Genomic DNA, 19,093 nt, shown 5'->3' with positions numbered 1-19,093 from the left:
GAATTGCCTGTCCCGTGTCCGGCGGGGTCGTCGCGGTCGTAGCCGAGGTGATGGGTCATCTCGGTCTGCAGCGACCGTTCGAGCACGGCCTTGGTCATCTGGTTGAGCAGTCCGTCGACGCCGTCGATCGGAGTGCCGGCGGCCTTCGCGTCGGCCAACAGCGCGTCGATCGCCGACGGGTCGAGGGCCTCGGCGAGCCGGCGAGCCGCTGCAGTCTCGCCGTCAGGGTCGGGCTGGTTCTCGCTCACGTGGGTGTCCTTCCCGACCGCTGTGTTGATCACTGCGGTCGATCTTGGCCCACCCATGGCTTACACACCTGCCATGACACGCCCGCGGGGACGCCGGCGTCGAGGGCTCGGCCAAACATGTCGGCGGCCAACGTCGCTTTGGTAGCGAACTCGACCTCGTCAGGCACCGCCGCGGCCCGGCAACGTTCCCGGTCACCGGTCCAAGACTTCGGCAGATAGAGCTCGCGGTCGATCAGCGTACGACCCCTACTGGTGGCATAGGCGCAGAAGTCTCCGAGCTGGCATTTCTCCACTCGGCCCGCGGTGCCGGAGTGCTGGCGCTGCACCCCTGCAGACTTCGTTCCCTTCTTCAGGAACCCGGTCTCATCGACGATCAGCACCCCGCCAGCCTCGCCGAGGTGTTCGACGACGTAGTCCCGCAGGTCGTCGCGGACACCGTCGGCGTCCCACGTCGCGGAGTTGAGCAGCCGCTGCATCCCGTCCGGGGTCGCATCGCCGGCGACCTCGGCCAGCGTCCACCCGTTCTTCCCAGCCAACGGCGCCAACAATCCACGCACATACGCCCGCGCTCGCCGCCGCGGCTCCGTCCGGAAGAACCGGCCCGCCACCAGCCCACGCCTCGAGATCACCCTCCAACTGCACAACATCAGACTCTAACGGAAGATCATCTAACGAAGTGCGGCTAGAGTAGAGTATTAGGCGGACCGACCTCTTCGACCGAGATCCCGCACCTCCACCTGATCCTCTTCGCTCCGTCGGCGTGTCGCCGGACCCGCCCGTATTCGCTAATGGGAAACGGCTCAGTGCATACACGAAATGCGCCGTAGTGACTCAGTGAGCACGGTCTTTGAGTCCGCCTCAAGGGCAACATCCACGCTCGTCCCGGCGGCGCTTCTAGGCCCTGGTGACGTTCTGCCTCTTTCCGGCCCCATGGTGCAATCCACTGTGATCGGCTGCGGCGTGGCTGCCAGTGCGCCCGGCGAAACAACTTCCATCATCGCCAGCATGTCGTGCAGGACTACGGCGTCTTGCCCGTATTTCTCGTAGAACACTTCTCGATATAGCCTGGCGGTGCGCACAAGTGTCGCGCATCGCGGACCTGCGGAGTATAGCTGTTCCAGCCATTCTCCGTCGGCCGGGCAGTTCATCGTCATATCGAGTGGAACTAGCGTCACTGGAATTTCTGGTTGCGACAATACACGGTGCGCTGCTTCTGGATCAGCGTATACATTGAACTCGCCAGCGCCACGTGTGTTCCCGAGTCCGAGCGATCCTCCCATAGCTACGATGCGACCAACCTTCGGTGTCAGTTCTGGATGGACCGCCAAGAGGAGCGCAATATTGGTCATGGGCCCGAGGCCCGCGATGGTGACTGGGGTGGACGACCTGCGTAGAACTTCCGCCATCATGGAGAGCGCAGTGCGCGCCCCGTCGGATTCCACAGCCGGGTACTCATGGGCGCGAAGGCCGAGGCCGTCAGCCCCGTGCCAGTCGGGGGCGACCTCGGCCTGCTCATGGATCAGAGGCCGGGCCGCCCCTGGGGCGGCCGGAACATCTGTCCGTCCGGCGAGCGCGAGGATGCGCTGCACATTGGAAGCGGTCTTGGCGAGGGAGACGTTGCCATAGGTGGCGGTGACGGCGCAGACCTCGATTTCGGGGCTGTGTAACGCCAGAGCAATGGCAAACGCGTCGTCCACGCCAGGATCAGTATCAATGATCACTGGGATTCGCTCGGACACTTACACCCCTTCGTTGGCGTGGTAAACGCTTCGGACGTTCCGCCGAGTGGCCGTGTCTCTACGAATGAGATGACCGGGGCGGCGGCCTCGCACTGGCATGGTCGTATACGTCGCCGTATTCCTATATCGGCCCTGAGTCGCGTTGCCAGCGTACTCACGGCCTCGAGACGCCACCCGACCTTTCCGTCGATTCGTTAACAGAGCGCCAGCGTTGATCGACTGCAGGGCTCCAAGCCCACATCTTGTCCAGTAGTTCGCGTACGCTGTTGGCCGCCAGCACCAGATTGCGGTCCTCGGGTCGTAGGAAGTGTTCGCCTACCGCGTGGTCAAGAAATGCGAGAAAACTATCGTAGTACCCGCTCGTATTGAGTAGCCCGGTCGGCTTACTGTGAATCCCGAGCTGCGCCCAAGTGACAATCTCGGCGAACTCCTCGAGAGTGCCCAGACCGCCGGGGAGCGCGACGAACCCGTCGGCGAGCTGGCTCATCCTGGCCTTGCGGTCATGCATCGAGTCAACCACATGTAGCTCTGTGAGCCCGGTGTGGGCGATCTCGTCGCCCACCTGATGGGATGGGATGACCCCGATGACCTCGCCACCTGCCCGCAGTGCCGCATCTGCGAGCGCACCCATGGTTCCGACTTTTGCGCCGCCGTAGACGATGCGGATGCCCGACTCAGCGAGCTGTGTGGCGAGGTCTTCGACGTAGTCGAGGTACTCGGACGTACGACCTGGGTTCGATCCGCAGAACACACATAGAGTTGTCAGGGAGGGGAGCACTTTGCTCATTGTTCTTTTCCGTCCTGGTCGGCCGGGTGGGCCGCGACTGGCTGGACAGGTTTGAGACCAGCTCATCGCGGGTCGGTTATTGAGTTCGGATTGACTGTTGACATCAACACACTAGAGTAATGCCGTGCCCAACTGCGCCGCCGAGAATCAAAGGATCAACCGACCTAATGCACACAACTCCCGGCCTTGAAGCCCTGACGCACTCCGTACCAGGTCGCCCGGGTGACTCCAGGTCAGCCGCCCAGGAACCATCTGCCATCGGTTGATTGACGTTATGATGCGTGTCAAGGATCCATCTAGTCACCTAGAAGGCGTGATTTTTCCCGCCGAAGACTTCGCTGACCGAGTCATCCGTGAATATGCGGTTGATCGAATCGGCGAGTAGCGGTGCACATGAGATGACGTGGATGTTGTCCGGAGCTCCACGGCGCAACGGAATAGTGTCGGTGACGACGATGCGCTCGAAGGGTGCCGACTGCAGGTTCTCGAAGGACCGGCCGCTGAGTACGGCATGGGTTGCCGCAGCGAACACCCGCCTGGCGCCAGCTTCCATCACGACCTCACCGGCGGCGCGAAGCGTCCCAGCGGTGTCGATCATGTCATCGACAATGATTGCAGTCTTGCCTACTACGTCGCCGATAACGTGCCCGATCTCGGCGACCTGCTGCTCCGGCCGGTCCTTGTCAAGAATTGCCAGGTCGGCGCCGATTCGGGTCGCGAACTGCTTATTGAGTTTGACTCGGCCGGCGTCCGGTGCCACGACGACCAGGTCGCCGTCGAGCTCGGCGAAGTGATCGGCCAGCATCATCAGTGCGGTCATGTGGTCGATCGGGCGCTGGGAGAACCCCTGCAGCTGTCCGGCGTGCAGATCCATTGTCAGAACGCGATCGACGCCGGCTGACTCGAGCATTCGGGCGACCAGGCGGGCTGAAATGGGCTCGCGTGGCGCAGACTTCTTATCCGGCCGCGAGTATCCGTACCATGGGGTCACTGCGATAACCCGGTGCGCACTCGCACCGACCGCAGCGTCGATCATGACTAACAGCTCGACGAGCGCGTCGTTGGCGTTGACCCCTTCATCCGGGTTACTGCACATGGGCTGGATCAGAAATACGTCGGCGCCCCGGATCGATTCATTGAACCGACAGTATACCTCGTCGTTAGAGAAGGTCTTCAGGGTGACTGATCCGAGGTCCACGCCGAGCTGTCCGCTAATTTCTTTAGCAAGGGCTGGATTTGACCGCCCGCCGAACAGCATAAGTCGCTTGCTGTATCCGAGTGGTAGACTGGTCGGCGTGGTGGACGAGGGAAATGAACCGATGCGGTTCGTTTCAGTGGTCATGACGCGGACTCCGAACAGGTAGTGGGGGCTTGCTCCCACAGGTTTCGTCCTAAGGCGTAGGCCTCGCGGATGTCGTCGCCGTCGTAGAGGACGGTCGCGCTGGACCGCACCGCCGCTGTACAGTTCACTCCGACCGTGTTGTCTAAATGCTCGAACAGCAGCACGTCGGAGGTGGAGTCGCCGTAGGCGACACAGCGGGACTCGCAGACATCCAGCTCGGCCAGCACTGACTGAGTAATGTCGACCTTGTGCTGAGGGGTGAGCAGCACCCACCGGTCGGTGCTCATGTGGGGGTCGACCAGTGAACCGTAGGCACGGTGAGCTCCCCACTGCCGCAGGCGGTCGACGAAGAAGTGCGGCGACTGTGAGATCACGATGCTGTACTCGCCACGGCGGGCGATATCAGCGAACACGTCCTCGACCCCGTTGATCCACGCGGCGTTGTTGAACGCCGCGTCGATCTCCGACTCGGTCGCTGCTGACCACAGTGGGAGCATCTGCTCCCAGAAGCTGGTGTCGCTGATCTCGCCCCGGAGCCAGCCGGCCTCGATGGCGCTCGCCTCGTCGAACGTGCCGAGATGGCGGGAGAGCTCCACCGAGGCCGCCCCGTGCAGCAATGTGCCGTCCATGTCAAAGACGTGAAGGCCGGTCATGGCTGGCAAGCTCCTTGGTGATCATCATGGGGTTACTGGATACGGGGTGTGCCGTTGAGCTATGGCCCGAACGGGGGTGTGGGCGGCTCAGGCGGGAACGGTTGTTGCTTGTCCAGCGGGCACCGTCCGCATCTGGCGGACGTGCTCGATGTAGTAGGATTCTGGTACTTCTTGCTCCGCGTTCGCGATGAGCTCGGTGAAATCCCACTTCTTGAGCAGCTTGCCATCGCGGAAGACCGGCTGGAGCACGTTCTCTGAGTCGGGGATCGAGCCCTTCGGCACGGTGACGTAGGTGCCGTTCTCCGACTTCAGCGCCAGCCGTCCCGCCTTGGAGACCTTGAACCCGGCGCCGGTCGGGGACTTGGCGATGTCGCGCCATTCGCCGTTGACCATGGCGGCGCTGGCCTTCTGGCCGAAGTTCATGGTGTCTCGGTTCCAGTGCTGCAGCAGGCCGCCGCCCATACCGAAAATCGCGTTGTCGGCGGCCAGTCCGCGGCGCTCGAGCTCCATGTAGACCTGGGGCAGGCTGTGGAAGTTGACGCCGTCGCCCTGCACGACGCGGACGTAGGGCGGGAGAACCTTGAAGCCCTTGCTGTTGGTCTCGTAGCCGAACGCGTCCATGAGCCACTCGGTGGTGTCGGAGGTGACCTCGACGATGTCGCCGGAGTCGGGACGGACGCCGACCAGACCCGGGAAGTTGCGGATCTGCTCCCGGAGTTCGCCACCGATGATGTTCTTGACGCAGTTCTCGTGGTCGTAGGTATCGGTCAGCAGCAAGACGCCGCCCGCGTTGCCAGCGAACACGTCGAGCATGTTACGTAGCGCATCGGCCTCGTAGGCCCTACCCCAGGCGCAGAATCCGGCGTGCTCGGAGTTCGGTACCGAGTTCGACACCTTGCCGGCGTTGTACAAGCGCTTCGCAGCCAGGATGCCGGGGACGGTGTCGCTCTGGTCGAAGTTGACCAGGTGTGCCATGCCGCCCAAGGCGGCGGACTGCTGTGAGCTCACTCCCCGCGCACCGTAGTCGTGCAGCACGTTCCGGATGACCTGGGGATTGTCCGACGTGCGCTCGAGCGCCTCACGGATGGCCATCTTGGACAGCCAACTCACCGTCCCGATCGTGGTCGGATACCAGATCGCACGCAGCAGCGCCGTCTCGAAGAAGCTGGTCGCCCAGAAGTACTTCGGGTCGGTGTTGATCACTTGGACGAGTACGTTGCGTGCCGGGACGACTGTGCCCTCGGGCACGGCCTCGATCTCGACGGGCAGGTAGCCGCCATGGTCGTTGAGGATGCCGAGCCAGTTCTCCCGGTTGAAGTGCATCCCCTGCTCACGCACCACGAACTCGGCCTCGTCGATGTCCTCGAGCGTGATCGGCCGCATCAGGTATTCGCGCAGGTAGGCCTGCAGCCCGAGGAACTGGGTCACTGGCCAGTCTCCGCCGCGGGACTCGATGTAGCTGGAGACGTACTCGGTACCCGGCGGATACAGCGGGTAGTGGCAGTGCTTGTAGTTGTCGGTGTTGAGGATCAGGTTGTCCAGGTAGCCCATCGGGTAGTCCACCTTCCTGGTGAGTCGTTTCTACTGGAAGCTCGATCCCCGCGCCTGGGCATGAGCTCGGACTGACGATCGCCCCTAATCGTGATGCTGGAGTGTTCTGAGGGCGGTTGGCGGCGCCACCAGAGTAGAGGCGCGCTGTGACGTTGATGTTAACGATTCTACTGTGACCGTCAACTCATCAGACGGAGAAATTTCCCGTCAGCGCCGCCGGCGTCGATGGTCGACGTGCGGGTCAGTGGCGATGGGAAACCCCCATCAGTGCACGTCATAGGCGCGGCCGTCGAGAGCTGCGGGGGTGAGGTCCGTCCATCGACCGGATCCTCATGTCGCGTGCGCAAGCTAGCGCTGCTGATGAAGAGAAACGATTCTATCATTGGTGCCTGGCTCCGTCTTCGTTGTCGAGAGCTCGGGGCGAGTTCGGTCAGGTCGCAGCGCGGTGTGCCTCGCGCTAGAGTCCGGCGCGGGCGCTGTGGATTTCCCAGTCGGTGGGCATGCCGGCGCGGGCCCCGGTCATGGCCACCGACAGGGCCGCGGCCGCGTTCGCGTCGGTGACGGCCTCTCGTAGGTCGACGCCTCGGGCGAGGCGGGCCGCGAGGACACCGTTGAATGTGTCGCCCGCGCCGGTTGTGTCCCGAACGGTCGTGGGGACCGGGGGGAGACGTTCGGCGTCACCGGTGGCGGTGACCAGTAGAGCTCCTTCTGAGCCGAGGGTTGTCACCACCGGTGCGCGTGATCGCGAGGCGAGGGCGCGTGCGCGGACTGCGGATTGCTCGATTCCCTGATCAGCTCCGGCGGGGGAGGCTGCTGTGAGGGTTGCGAGTTCTCCGCTGTTCGGGGTCAGGACTGCCCCGGAGCCGAGGAGTTGGTGGACGATGGGTGTGACGGGAGCAGGGTTGAGCACGCACTGCACACCGGCTGCGATGGCGAGTTCGACGGCGACCGCGACAGCGCGGTCCGGGATCTCTGTGGAGACGAGAAGGCAGTCGATGTCGGGGAGCTTCGCGCTCACTGCGCTGTGCACGTGTTCGGCCGAGAGCTCGTTGTTGGCGCCGCCGCCGACGGCGATCTGGTTCTCACCGTTCTCATCGACAACGATCAGGGCGACGCCGGTCGGACAGCGGGCGATCGTCTCGACGTTATCGGTGAGCACCCCGCTGGCATTCAGCTCCGCGAGGGCGCTGCGCCCGAGGTCGTCGTCTCCGACTGCGCCGATGTAGGTCACGGCCGCTCCTGCTCGGGACGCGGCGACGGCGGCATTCGCGCCCTTCCCGCCACCGTGGCGGGCAACGGAGCGCCCCACCACCGTCTCGCCGGCTGAGGGCAGTGTGGGGGCGGTGACGACCATGTCGACGTTCACCGCCCCCACGACGAGGACTGTAGGCGTCATATTTCCTCCTCCGGCGGACAGACTGAGTCGCGGAGCTCGACGGACACCGGAAGCGGTGAGATCGGCTCGACGGCTCTGCCCTCGAGTTTGTCGAGCAGTACGGTCCCGGCCTGGAATCCCATGTCGTGTGCCGGTTGGCGCACGCTGGTCAGGCGGGGAGTCAGTAGTGAGGAGAATGGGAGGTCGTCGAAGCCCACGATGCTGACATCTTCGGGTACGCGAAAACCGAGCTCGCGACAGGCCTCGACGGCGCCGATCGCCATGAGGTCGTTCGCGCACAGCAGGGCGGTCGGCTGCGGTCCGTTGGTCTCGCAGAGCGCCTTGCGCGCCAGCTTGGACCCCGAGACCTGACGATAGTCGCCATTGTGGACGGGCACGTCGTCGGGGTCGATCCCGGCGCCGGCGAAGGCCTCCCGGTAGCCCGCCAGCCGCTGCTGGGACGTCCACAGGGCAGGGGGGCCTCCGATGACCGCGAGCCGCCGGTGTCCCTGGTCGAGAACATGCTCAGCTACCTCGCGGGCCCCGCGCCGGGAGTCGCAGACAATGGCCGGTAGCTCGAGCCCGGGCAGCTGCTCGTCCACCAGCACTACCGGCCCGGTGCGGGCGAGCCCGTAGAGCGGTGCAGGTGCTGTCCCGGTGCCGGACAGATAGACGACGCCGTCAACCCGCTGGCTGCGCAACAGCCGGGTCTGATCCTCCTCTGGCCGGTGGCTAGCGTCCGGTACCACGAGTACGACCAGGACATCGCGGGCCGACGCGGCACGCTGCACTCCTTCGGTCACCATCGCGAAGAACTGGTTGGCCAGTTCCGGCACGACCATGCCGATGGTCGACGCTGAGCGCCGTTTGAGGTTGCGGGCGGACTCGTTGGGTGAGTACTCGAGCACGCGGATGGCGTCGAGCACACGGTTCCGCCGATCGGGCGCCACTGGGCCGCTGTCGTTGAGAACATAGCTCACGGTGCTGACCGACACACCAGCATGCCGAGCAACATCCTTCATCGTTGGCCGACGGCGCGCTGTCATCCTGCTCCACTCCCTCTGGTCTCCTGTCCGTACCCGCCCGAGCGACCGCCTGGACGGCGTCGTGGCCCCGACCAGCTGGCAGGCATGTCGGAGGTCAGTAGGAGGGGCCGCCCGGACCGCTCGGCTCTCAAGGATGCCCAGCGTGAAGCGATTATCATGCCACGGCGGGCCGTCAAGTCCGGACCGACGCTCGAGCGCTCGAACACCCACTCCATCCGACTTCTGCCCTGGGGAGCCGACGAGGGGACTCCAGTCCAGTCGCTCAGCTCACCCGGCCACCAGCCCAGTTCAGGAGGGACTCCCAGAGCTTCTGGTAGTGGGCCCAGCCGACGAACTCCGGCGGGGCCCAGTGCGGTGCCAGGTCTGACGCGAACGCCACCGTGCGGCCGTCGCCGGCCTGTCCGGCGACCAGCAGCGGATCTCCGGCGGCCGACCGGGCGATCGTAGTGGCCTCGGGCCGCGCGATCAGCTTGTTGTAGCCCAGGAGCATCGGCCAGTCGGCCGGTGTACCACCGAGCGCAGGATGGTCCGGATGGTCGATCGCCGCCTTGATCCCTTCAGAAGCCTCGATCCGATCGTCGTAGTCGAGCATGGTGACTGGCAGGACCGACGCCAACGGGCTCATCCCGTAGCGAGCTCGGCCGTCGATCCCACTGAAGGACATGTATCCCCCGATCATCACCAGGCCCCCGCCTCCGCGGGTCCAGTCCGCGAGCGCCGCGAGCTTGTTGGCGCTGCGTTCCGAACGCAGAAACGTCTCGTCAGGCAGCAGGAACGAGTTCGAGCCGACATCGGACAGGACGACCACATCGAACTGGTCGAGCTCCTCGGCCGATCGAGGAAAGCGTGCCGAGATCTCGTGGGCCCGCACGTAAGTCACGGCGAACCCGGACCGCCCCAGGGCGCTCAGGAACTCCTGTGCGCCCTCTTCGTACTCGGTGGTGTGGAACTGGTCGAAGCCCTTCAAGTGAGTCGTGTGCTTGATCCACGACTCTCCAGCGACGAGCACCCGAAGAACGGCGGTCTCAGTCATAGCAGCACTCACAGCAGTCGGTCTCCTACGTGGGAAGGCAGTGTCCGGATTCCCGGTCCGCCGGGGTGGTGATCTCGCGCATGGTTCCGTCGAGCACGCCCTCCAACACGACATGCGTCAGAGTGGCATTCGACGGGAAATCGCTAGCCGCGGACGTCATCACGGTGGTCCGCCCGCTACTGGTTGTCACGTGTTCGTTGTTGCCGTCGACCAACATGGGCGGTTCCTGTGGGGCTCGCAACGGGCATCACCTCGCTCGCGGCCGACGATGTTCATCGCGATGCCGGCGGCCGCGGTTGGCCGCATCGTCTCGTCGCTCTCGCTAGGCACCGTTACAGCAGCAACGCCGTCGTGGGTTCGTGGCGCAGGCGACTGGTCATCCGACACAACCGAGCTCCTTCCCGGGCCGAAGTGGCGAGCGCAACCAACGCGGCAAGCCAGTCCAGGGGTGACCTGCGGGACCGCATGTCCGCGAAACCGTCCTCTGGCGAGGATCCGGAAGCTCTTGATTCGTTTCTATCATAGTCCCTCACGGTTGCGAAAAGTCAAGGCGCCCGTGCTCTACGGTCGGAATCTCGTGGTCGCCCCCGGGGCCCCGGACATCCCGCGCCGATCGTTACGTCAGCTGATCCACCGATGCCTCTGCCAGTGCAGATGCCTACCTCTGGCGATCAAACCCACGGCGAACTCCGGGGGCCTGACGGGTGTGTGTGCCAACGCTGCCTGACCGTAACGGTAGCTGGGTAGAGCTGGGTAGAAACGAGTCTAGTGGAAGTCGGTCGGACGACCACTGGAGGTTCACGTGCGCTCCGGCGAGTGGCTATGTCCGAGGTGCGTGTCGATCCTTTCGAGGGACTGCTCCGCCTCGCTCGGCTGTGAATCGGAGTCTGCGCGCTCCCGGGGGATGACGACTGAACTCTTCGCGGCCGGCGCGGGGCGCAGTTGCCCCGGGTGGGGGTGCATATCCGATCCCGTCAGCTCGACAGGGTCACGGCCCGGCTGATTGCTTACAGACTCACTTCCGAGAATACGAGCTGTCGGGGCTCGGTGTAGTCCTCCATCGCAGCACGTACTCCTTCGCGTCCGATACCGGACTCTTTGACTCCTCCGTAGGGCATCTGCTCGGCGCGGAACGTGGGAATATCTCCCACGATCACAGCCCCGACCTCCAGCTCCTGGTGCGCGCGGAATGCCGTCTGGACGTCGTGAGTGAAGACGCCGGCCTGCAGGCCGAAGCGCGAATCGTCCAGTGCTCGCAACCCCTCATCGGCGCCGTTCACCGGAGTGACGGTCAGGACGGGCCCGAAGATCTCGTCCTGACAGATCCGCGCCTTCGGGGGAACATCGACGAGCACGGTGGGCGAAACCAGTGCGCCTTCGACACTCCCACCGGTGAGCACGCGTGCCCCGTCGGAGACGGCTTCATCGACCCATTCCTTAACCCGCTCGGCTGCAGAACGGTTGATCAACGGTCCAACCGTGGTCGTTGGCGACCACGGGTCACCCACGGCGAGGTGCTCGACCTCGTCGAGGAGCAACGGCAGGAAACGCTCGTAGACCTCCTGGTCGACCAGGACGCGTTGCACTGCGATGCACGATTGCCCACCCTGCGCGTTCGCACCAGCCGCGATCCGCCGGGCGGCGCGGCGTAGGTCGGAGTCGGAGTGCCAGTCCGGGCAGATCAGTACGCCGGCGTTGCCACCGAGCTCGAGGGTGACGTGCTTGCGGGGTACCGCATCCCGGATGGCCCACCCCACTGGGCCGGAGCCGGTGAACGACACCACGGGCAGCCGTGGATCGGCCACGAGACGGGTTGCGACGTCGTCGTCGACTGTGAGCACGGCGAACGCGCCTTCGGGCAGTCCACAGCCGGCGAGGATCTCACCAAGTAGAAGCGCGCTCAGTGGAGTCTTCGGGGCGGGTTTGAGCACGATCGGTGCCCCCACGGCCAGGGCGGGCGCGACCTTGTGAGCGGCCAGGTTCACCGGGAAGTTGAACGGTGTGATGCCCAAGATCGGGCCGCGTGGGAAACGACGCTGGACGGCCAGACGCCCCTCCCCGGACGGGTCACTGTCGAGGCGTTGGAGTTCACCCGACCAGCGCACGGCCTCCTCCGCTGCCCAGCGGAAGGTCGTGGCGGCACGCTGCACCTCAGTCCGCGACCAGCTGATCGGCTTCCCGCTCTCCCTGGTGATCGCGGCAGCTACCTCGGCCTGGCGTTCAAGCAGACCCGCAGAGGCTTGATGTAGTGCCTCGGCACGGCGGTGGGCGGGAACGGAGAGCAGCCCACCGCGCGCGTTGTGGGCCAGCTGCAGCGCCTGCTCCACGTGTCGGACATCAGCAAGGTCGACCTCGGCCACAAGCTTGTCGGTCCAGGGCTCGCGTACGGGCAGTGTCGTGGAACCCGACACCCGCCGCCCGCCGATCCAAGAGCCTGCCCGCCGGATGGAGGTGGTGGCGGTCATGGTGTCACCCACAGTGTGCGCAGAGCGCTGCTGAGGCGAGCTCCGCCAGAGCTGACCGTGTCCCCCTCGGTTGGCGGCGCTGGTCTCACCACCCTGCCGAACGGGATACGGGTCGAACAGCGGCCCCCAGTGCACTTGGTATGAGTCTGTGGTCGGTCATGGCAGACCCCGTCGTTCATATGCGGATTCCGATCACGATCAAGGGTTCGAGTGGTCAGTCTGGGGGGCCGGCGCGAGACGACGGCGGTGGTAGATGACCGGGTGGCGGTCAGGGTCATGCTCGAGCTGCCGAACCGCTCCGATGACGATCACATGGTCGCCGGCGGGGATCAGGTCCGCGACGCGGCAGTCGAAAACCGCGGTAGCGCCGCGCAGCTGTGGCTGCGCGGACAGGCCGCTGCTCCAGAGGGCATCGTCAAACTTTGCGCTTCCCTTGCTCGCCATGCGCAGGGCGTGCTCCTGCTGGCCGTCGGCAGCGACGTGCACGAGGAATGCAGCATCGTTGGTGAGTGCGGCCAAGGTGTCCGAGCGCTGATCGAGACAGACCAGCAACAACGGCGGGTCGAGCGACAGTGAGCTGACCGCCGATACTGTCGCGCCCCGCGGAGCTCCATCGGCGGCGGTGGTGGTCACGATCGCCACTGCGGCGGGAAGGTCGGCCATCGCGGCCTTAAACCGCTCCGCGGGCAGACTGCTGGCAGTAGTGAGTGCTTCGGTGCTGGACATAGCGGGTCTCCAAGGGCAATGAGCATGCGTGGTGGGAGAAGCGACGAGAAATAGCTTCCGTTGCCTAACCACCAGCGATGAGGGCAGGGCCATGCCCCGGTACACACACCGACCGCATGCTCCGACCGAGATCGGACGGCGCGGTTACTGGTTACCAGGATGACGAGACGTGTTGGGCGCGCCGGATCCATTCCCGGTAGCGAAACGGCACAGTTCAGGCATACCTGCCGAGTGCACGCCCCAGCCGAGTGGTGTCCATCGGCGTCGCTCACGGAGAAGCAGGACACCGGGCAGGCGTTCCCGGCGCAGGAGGGGGGCACCGTGTACCCATCGAGGTGGGACCGCTCACGCGGCGCGGGCGGCCGAACTTGCGAGACGCAATAGTCCTCTTGCCCAGCCTCCCCCGTCCGGCCGGCCGGCTAGAGGTGCGACTCACCTGCCATCATCCACCGAAACCGGTGGGCTTCTCATCAAAAATCATCGTCTTGTTCTCGAGGTATGCCTGAAGTCCGGCGACACCACCTTCACGGCCGATGCCGGACTGCTTGAAACCGCCGAATCCGATGCCGAAGTCCGCGCGATTATTGTTGTGTCCAACAGTTCCCGAGCGCAGTTGCTTGCCTACCACCCGGGCTCGATCTGCGTCCGGAGTGAAGACTGAGGCGTTCAGGCCGTAAATGGAATCGTTCGCGATTCGAATCGCGTCCTGCTCGTCCTTCGCAGGAATCACTGTCAATACGGGGCCGAAGATCTCTTCCTGCGCGATCCGCCACGAGTTGTCCACATTGCCGAACACTGTCGGCTCGACAAACCATCCGCGCTCAACATCATTCGGTCGACCGCCGCCGGCAGCCAGTGTCGCACCCTCGCCCACTCCGATCTTGAAATAGCCCTCGACCCGCTGTCTCTGACGTTCGGTGGCGAGGGGACCCATCTGCACATTGGCATCGAATGGGTCGCCGACCGTGACCTGCGCGAATGCTGCAGCGAGGGACTCGACCATCGCGTCGTGGTGGCGGCGGGGGACGATGATGCGCGTGAGTGACCCGCAGATCTGACCAGTGAGAAAGCACTCCGCCTCGGCGAGAACTTCCGCTGCCCCGGCGATATCCGCATCGTCGAGCACAATAGCCGCCGATTTGCCACCAAGCTCCAAGGAACAGCGGCCGATCCGCTCCGCCATGATCCCAGCGATCGCCTTCCCGGCAGCGGTCGATCCGGTAAATGCCACCTTATCGACCCGAGGGTCCCGAACCAGAGTCTCGGAGACCTCGCGGTCGGCGGTGACCACGTTCAGCACTCCGTCCGGCAGACCGACTTGCTCGGCAATCTCGGCCATGATGAGCGCCGCGCCCGGCGCCTCGGGTGAGGCCTTGAGGACAACCGTGCAACCGGCCAGCAGCGCCGGAGCGAGCTTATACGCGATCAGGGTCATCGGCACGTTCCACGGGACGATCGCACCCACCACGCCGACCGGCTCACGCCGGATCAGCCCGAAGTCCCCACCTCCGGTGGGCCTGACTGGTTCCTCAAAAGGAAACGATTCCCCAAGATCAGCGTAGTAGGAGTAGGCCTGCGGGACCTCGACCATCGCGGATCTGGCGGCTCCGACGAGGATCCCTGACTCCCGCGGCCAGATCTGCGCGACATCCTCCGTGCGATCCCTGACCGCCGCACTGATTGCGCCAAGATACTCGGCCCGCTGTGCGTGCGTGAGACGCGCCCACGGACCCTCGTCGAAAGCCGTTCGAGCCGCCCCGACCGCACGGGCGATGTCGGCATTTCTCGCCTCCGCCACACTGAAGAAGACCTGCTCGGTGGACGAATCTATGACATCGATCGTGTCCGAGGATGTCGGATCGACCCACCGGCCACCGATGTAAAACTTGTCCAGCCGGTCAATGGGCACGGTCATGGTATTCTGAGCGTCCATGGATTACCTCACTGTTTCTGTACGTTCAAGTACGTCCCTCACCGATTAGTCCGGGCTCACATTTCACTGAAAGGGCTGGGATCCACCACCCGTCGACGGATAGACTGATGGAGAGGGCCATCGGCCTCGTATGAAGACAGGGCAGCAGCCCAATCAGCATCGGCGAGGAAAGAAGACCATTTCGCATCTAGTTCAGTGAGGTCCGAAAACTGCAGGACGTAAACGAGCTCGTTGAAGGAGTGGTCTCCAAGCGACGTCCGTCCGACAGAAACAACTTCCATGTCGTGCTTGTCGAACAACGGTAGTGTTACCTCGCGAAACAGCTTGATGATCGCGGGCATGCGGCCAGGAACAGCAACGTACTCACGGACCTCGTAGATCACCGTGCGATCACTCCCACTCTAAAGCGAAACGAACTTTGAGAAAACCCGTGATAATCGACTGGGCCGACCACGACTACCGGAAGGCTGGGAGCACTTCCTCGGCCATCATCTTCATGTTTTTGATGACTTCCTCGATCGGCATGCCGACAGCGACCAAGCAGGCGAGGTGATCGACACCCATCTCCTCGTAGCCCTTGAATCTCTCGATCATTCGATCAGGCGTGGTCAGCACCGGATCCGCATACTTCTCATACAGGTTATCCGATGAAATGCTGTACTGCTCGGGCTTCATGCGACCCGCTGTAACGAATTCGCGCTCGCGCTTCTCTCCCAGGCCGCGCGCGGCCAGCCGTTCCTCCCGGGACCCTGTCGTGCCCTCGCCCTTGACGAGGGACATGTAGTAATTGTACTCATTCACGAAGTCGTCGAAAAAGCGTGTGGCCTCTTCCTCGGTACGACCGACCCAGGTGTGTCGGAGGGCCATAACCTCCCCTCGAGGCTTACCGCTCTCGGCAACGGCATCGTTGTAGCTCTGGAGAAGCGCCTCGAAATCACCGTGCGGCTCGAAGCTGCCGTAATTCGGCGCTGTGATGAGATTGAGGCCCTGCTGGCCGACCTTCCGCGCGCCGTCAACGCTTTGCGACGCCACCCACAGATCGGGATGCGGCTTCGTCGCCGGCTTCGGGACAAGCGTGGTCGACGGAAAAGAGAAGTACTTTCCGTCGTACTCGACCTCGTCCTCCACCCACAGTCGCCTGATGATCTCCAGCGACTCCTCGTAAATGGCACGGGCCTCGGCAGGGTCAACCCCGATACGGTCCAGCGTGTAACGGCTGCCGCCACGAGCAACGCCTACGCCCGTACGGCCCGGCGCGAGGTGGTCGAGCAGACTAATTTCAGAGGCGATAAGCAATGGATTGTACGCCGGGAGTACCACCACGCCGGGTACGATGCGCAAGCGCTTGGTCCGTGCAGCAGCTACCGCCGCAAAGGTCAGCGCCGAAGGATTCGCCACATAGTTCTGGAACTGATTCTCGTTGATGGTGATGCCCTCGAAGCCGAGATCCTCTGCTGCATCAACGATACTGAGCATGTCGTTCAACAGGTCCGACCATGGTCGGTTCATGTCCGGGTAGAAGAAGGGTGCGGTTACCCAGAATTTCATTGCCACTTCGGGCTCCTTGAATCGGGGGCCGGGATGCTCACTCAGACCCAGTTGCGGACTGCGGCGAAATAGCCGCCACGTGCAGTGGAAGTCAACTTGACCGACGGCGCCGACATGACGCCCGGGGTCATCCCATCAGCTTTCCACCGTGTCCCCACTGAGAACGCGGCACTCCGTGAAGGATGACCGTGCTATCGGTGCCGGCTTCTCCGATCACGGAGGTCACTGCCTGCGTGATAGCCTCCACCATCTGCGCACTGAATTCTTCGTCCTGAAACCGCTCCTCGAAGAAGCTAGCCTCGATGTATGGCATGATTGTTGCACTCCTCTGTTATGAACCACTCTGATGACAGCAGCATTGGGGCTTGTTGCTCGCCCGCGGAAGGCCCGGGGTGTGTCTACGAGGACTTCATGACTCCGCTCGCACCGTGAAGTCCAGTACCTCGGAGGTGGCGCGAAGGTAGCCAGATAGATCGCGGCCGCCTCGGACGACGTGCTTGATGTTGGTCACCTGCCCGAGGACTCCGATGTCTGCCAAGACGTCGCCCTCCACGACGATGGCGTCTCCGACGCTCCCGTCTCGCAGAGCTCCGAGGTCCGGTCGGCCCAAGAGCGCAGCTGCGTTGACCGTCGCCGTAGCCAAGGCTTCGTCGGTGGTCATCCCATACTTGACATAGAGTTCGAGCTCCCGAGCGTGAGCCCCGAACGGGCACAAGGTTCCTGACGAGTCGGTGCCCATCACGATCCGCACGCCGGCTTCGCGTGCCATCTCCAGAGATTCGATGGTTCGATCATGGGCGTCACGCAGTGCCTCTACGCCTTCCGCCGTCAGGCCACGAGCTGTTCCCTCGCGCTGACACCAATCGTTGAACGCCATGGTCGGTACCAGGAACGTGCCGCGGCGAGCCATCTCGCTCGCGGCCGCGTGGTCCAGATACGAACCGTGCTCGATGCTGTCTACACCAGCCTCGAGACTACGCCGGATCCCTTCGCGCGAGAGTGCATGGGCTGCGACACGCAAATCCATGTCGTGCGCCTCGTCCACGATCGCTGCCAACTCGGAGGCACTGTAGTTGGGCCAATGTGGCTGCTCACCACGTGACATCCCACCACTAGCCATCACCTTGATGAAGTCGGCACCCTCACGTGCCTGGAGGCGCACGAGTTTGCGACACTCCTCGACGCCATCGGCCGTGTCCCATTGTCGGCGCGGGGTGTAAGGCGGATAGAAGAGATCACCGTGACCGTTGGTCATGGTGATCCACCACGGAGATACCGCGAGCCGCGGTCCAACAGCCAACCCGCACTCGATGAAGTCTCGCAACTCGATCTCGCCGACTCCCCGATGGCCCATGACCCGGAGGGTGGTGAAGCCGGCAGCAAGCGCCCGGTGCGCGTTCCTCAGCCCGTGTAGCAGCTTGCCCGGTCTGCTGACCTGGCCGCGAAACATGTCGCTGGCAACCACATTGTCGTGATCGGAGTTGGTCGTGAGATGGACGTGGGCATCAATCAGACCGGGCAGCACAGTACAACCAGCGGCATCGATGCGCTGCGTCCCGGCCGGAACGACGACTCCCCCAGGAGGTCCTGCGTAGACCACCCTCCCGCCACGGATGTAGACAAGCGCATCCCGGTGATGCTCGTTGGGACCGCCCCAGAGAAGGCCGCCCTCGATGGCGATGTCGTTCATGGAGCCTCCTGGTCCTCACCTGTGACGCGAACACATCTGCTGCTCGCCTATCGAGCTGCCGGAGTAGCCGGCCGGGAACCCCGGGTCCTCCTCCGAGAAGCGCCGTGCCCAGCCCATCCCGGAACTCAGCGCCCCACCCCACCCCGCGACGCTCGTCGCACCGACTCGCTGTTGGGCGTCTCCCAGGCCGACGCCGATGGGGCTGAAGTGGCGCATGTCTAGAATCGTTTCCTTTGACGGTGATTGCCGCTGATCAAGTGGTCGTCCGCGCGTGATGGGGAGTGTAGTCACACACGACAACGCACTACAAGTGCGTGTTGCGCGTAGATGCGCGGCAAGCACGTAGGCGGCGAGGCGTGCTCGGTGCCGCTCTTTACTCCAGCGGGGTCCAATCGTTTCTTGTCGGAGCGTTGTGCTGCGAGGCTAGGTGAGGCCCGCTGTGACGCCGAAGCCCGCGAGAGGAGGTGCTCCTGTCCGGGAGCGCGCATCCGGTACGCCGAGTACGCCGGGGGGAAGGAGTCCAACTCGGCTCCGAGGCGGCCGACGCGGGTCTATCGGATCACCACCGAGGGACTGGTCGAGCTGGCGTGGGGAGGTCTCCGGTGGTGCGCCCTTGAGCGCGCGAGCGCCGGTCACGTCCGGCGGAGTGGTGTATGAGATCGACTCCGCGTGATCTTGGTTCGGGATTCTAGGCGGTTATCGCCTCGGTTGTCATGAGTGCCTCGCTGCCGGTCGGTGCGGCTTCGGTGGTGACGATGCGGATGCGTGAGCGGGCCAGTAGATCGAGGCCCATGTAGCGGCGGTTCTCGGTCCACTCATCACTCTGTTCGGCCAGGACGGCGCCGACGAGGCGGATCAGGGAGTCGCGGCCGGGGAAGATCCCGACCACGTCGGTGCGACGGCGGATCTCCTTGTTCAGCCGCTCTTGAGGGTTGTTCGACCAGATCTGGCGCCAGA

Annotated in this window: 17 protein-coding genes and 2 pseudogenes; all 19 read right to left on the bottom strand. The window is 64.1% G+C overall.

What is annotated here, in order from left to right:
- A pseudogene (locus BM093_RS31330) lies at nucleotides 1–248 on the bottom strand (IS256 family transposase); the annotation flags it as partial.
- Between the two features lie 80 nt (nucleotides 249–328).
- Nucleotides 329–895 (bottom strand): annotated as a pseudogene (locus BM093_RS31325) (IS701 family transposase); the annotation flags it as partial.
- Between the two features lie 153 nt (nucleotides 896–1,048).
- Nucleotides 1,049–1,969 (bottom strand): nucleoside hydrolase, encoded by a 921-nt coding sequence (locus BM093_RS31320; protein ID WP_281248750.1) that lies wholly within the window; start codon nucleotides 1,967–1,969, stop codon nucleotides 1,049–1,051.
- Nucleotides 1,970–2,141: 172 nt separating this feature from the next.
- A complete protein-coding gene (locus BM093_RS31315; RefSeq protein WP_245773927.1) occupies nucleotides 2,142–2,765 on the bottom strand; it encodes an LOG family protein in 624 nt (207 codons plus the stop codon).
- A gap of 313 nt (nucleotides 2,766–3,078) precedes the next feature.
- Nucleotides 3,079–4,116 (bottom strand): ribose-phosphate diphosphokinase, encoded by a 1,038-nt coding sequence (locus BM093_RS31310; protein ID WP_245773926.1) that lies wholly within the window; start codon nucleotides 4,114–4,116, stop codon nucleotides 3,079–3,081.
- Nucleotides 4,113–4,769 (bottom strand): HAD family hydrolase, encoded by a 657-nt coding sequence (locus BM093_RS31305; protein ID WP_093355650.1) that lies wholly within the window; start codon nucleotides 4,767–4,769, stop codon nucleotides 4,113–4,115. Before BM093_RS31305 ends, BM093_RS31310 begins: the two co-directional genes overlap by 4 nt.
- An 87-nt stretch (nucleotides 4,770–4,856) precedes the next feature.
- Nucleotides 4,857–6,320: a nicotinate phosphoribosyltransferase gene (locus BM093_RS31300; RefSeq protein ID WP_093355671.1), complete on the bottom strand. Its 1,464-nt coding sequence runs from the start codon at nucleotides 6,318–6,320 to the stop codon at nucleotides 4,857–4,859.
- Nucleotides 6,321–6,777: 457 nt separating this feature from the next.
- On the bottom strand, nucleotides 6,778–7,716 hold the full coding sequence (locus BM093_RS31295) for a ribokinase (protein ID WP_093355646.1): 939 nt from the start codon (nucleotides 7,714–7,716) through the stop codon (nucleotides 6,778–6,780).
- A complete protein-coding gene (locus BM093_RS31290; protein WP_093355641.1) occupies nucleotides 7,713–8,717 on the bottom strand; it encodes a LacI family DNA-binding transcriptional regulator in 1,005 nt (334 codons plus the stop codon). Before BM093_RS31290 ends, BM093_RS31295 begins: the two co-directional genes overlap by 4 nt.
- A 286-nt stretch (nucleotides 8,718–9,003) precedes the next feature.
- Nucleotides 9,004–9,774, bottom strand: a complete 771-nt coding sequence (locus BM093_RS31285; protein WP_093355637.1) for a glutamine amidotransferase — start codon at nucleotides 9,772–9,774, stop codon at nucleotides 9,004–9,006.
- A 25-nt stretch (nucleotides 9,775–9,799) separates the two neighbouring features.
- Nucleotides 9,800–9,991 (bottom strand): hypothetical protein, encoded by a 192-nt coding sequence (locus BM093_RS31280; protein WP_093355632.1) that lies wholly within the window; start codon nucleotides 9,989–9,991, stop codon nucleotides 9,800–9,802.
- Between the two features lie 790 nt (nucleotides 9,992–10,781).
- Nucleotides 10,782–12,239 (bottom strand): aldehyde dehydrogenase family protein, encoded by a 1,458-nt coding sequence (locus BM093_RS31275; RefSeq protein ID WP_093355666.1) that lies wholly within the window; start codon nucleotides 12,237–12,239, stop codon nucleotides 10,782–10,784.
- A 198-nt stretch (nucleotides 12,240–12,437) separates the two neighbouring features.
- Nucleotides 12,438–12,965, bottom strand: a complete 528-nt coding sequence (locus BM093_RS31270; RefSeq protein ID WP_177238815.1) for a flavin reductase family protein — start codon at nucleotides 12,963–12,965, stop codon at nucleotides 12,438–12,440.
- Nucleotides 12,966–13,407: 442 nt separating this feature from the next.
- On the bottom strand, nucleotides 13,408–14,898 hold the full coding sequence (locus BM093_RS31265) for an aldehyde dehydrogenase (RefSeq protein ID WP_093355624.1): 1,491 nt from the start codon (nucleotides 14,896–14,898) through the stop codon (nucleotides 13,408–13,410).
- A 56-nt stretch (nucleotides 14,899–14,954) separates the two neighbouring features.
- Nucleotides 14,955–15,281, bottom strand: coding sequence for an NIPSNAP family protein (locus tag BM093_RS31260; RefSeq protein WP_093355620.1), 327 nt, complete (start codon nucleotides 15,279–15,281; stop codon nucleotides 14,955–14,957).
- Nucleotides 15,282–15,354: 73 nt separating this feature from the next.
- The gene (locus BM093_RS31255; RefSeq protein WP_093355616.1) at nucleotides 15,355–16,446 is read right to left on the bottom strand and encodes an LLM class flavin-dependent oxidoreductase; all 1,092 of its coding nucleotides are present in this window, start codon (nucleotides 16,444–16,446) and stop codon (nucleotides 15,355–15,357) included.
- A 127-nt stretch (nucleotides 16,447–16,573) separates the two neighbouring features.
- Nucleotides 16,574–16,759 (bottom strand): tautomerase family protein, encoded by a 186-nt coding sequence (locus tag BM093_RS31250; protein ID WP_093355612.1) that lies wholly within the window; start codon nucleotides 16,757–16,759, stop codon nucleotides 16,574–16,576.
- Between the two features lie 96 nt (nucleotides 16,760–16,855).
- On the bottom strand, nucleotides 16,856–18,136 hold the full coding sequence (locus BM093_RS31245) for a metal-dependent hydrolase family protein (protein ID WP_093355609.1): 1,281 nt from the start codon (nucleotides 18,134–18,136) through the stop codon (nucleotides 16,856–16,858).
- A 688-nt stretch (nucleotides 18,137–18,824) separates the two neighbouring features.
- The coding region (locus BM093_RS31235; RefSeq protein WP_177238584.1) for a transposase at nucleotides 18,825–19,093 on the bottom strand (269 nt) is incomplete at its 5' end.

Source organism: Pseudonocardia ammonioxydans (assembly GCF_900115005.1).
Classification (GTDB): domain Bacteria; phylum Actinomycetota; class Actinomycetes; order Mycobacteriales; family Pseudonocardiaceae; genus Pseudonocardia; species Pseudonocardia ammonioxydans.
The sequence above is the reverse complement of the archived record's forward strand: the minus strand, read 5'-3'. Positions and strand labels throughout refer to the sequence as shown.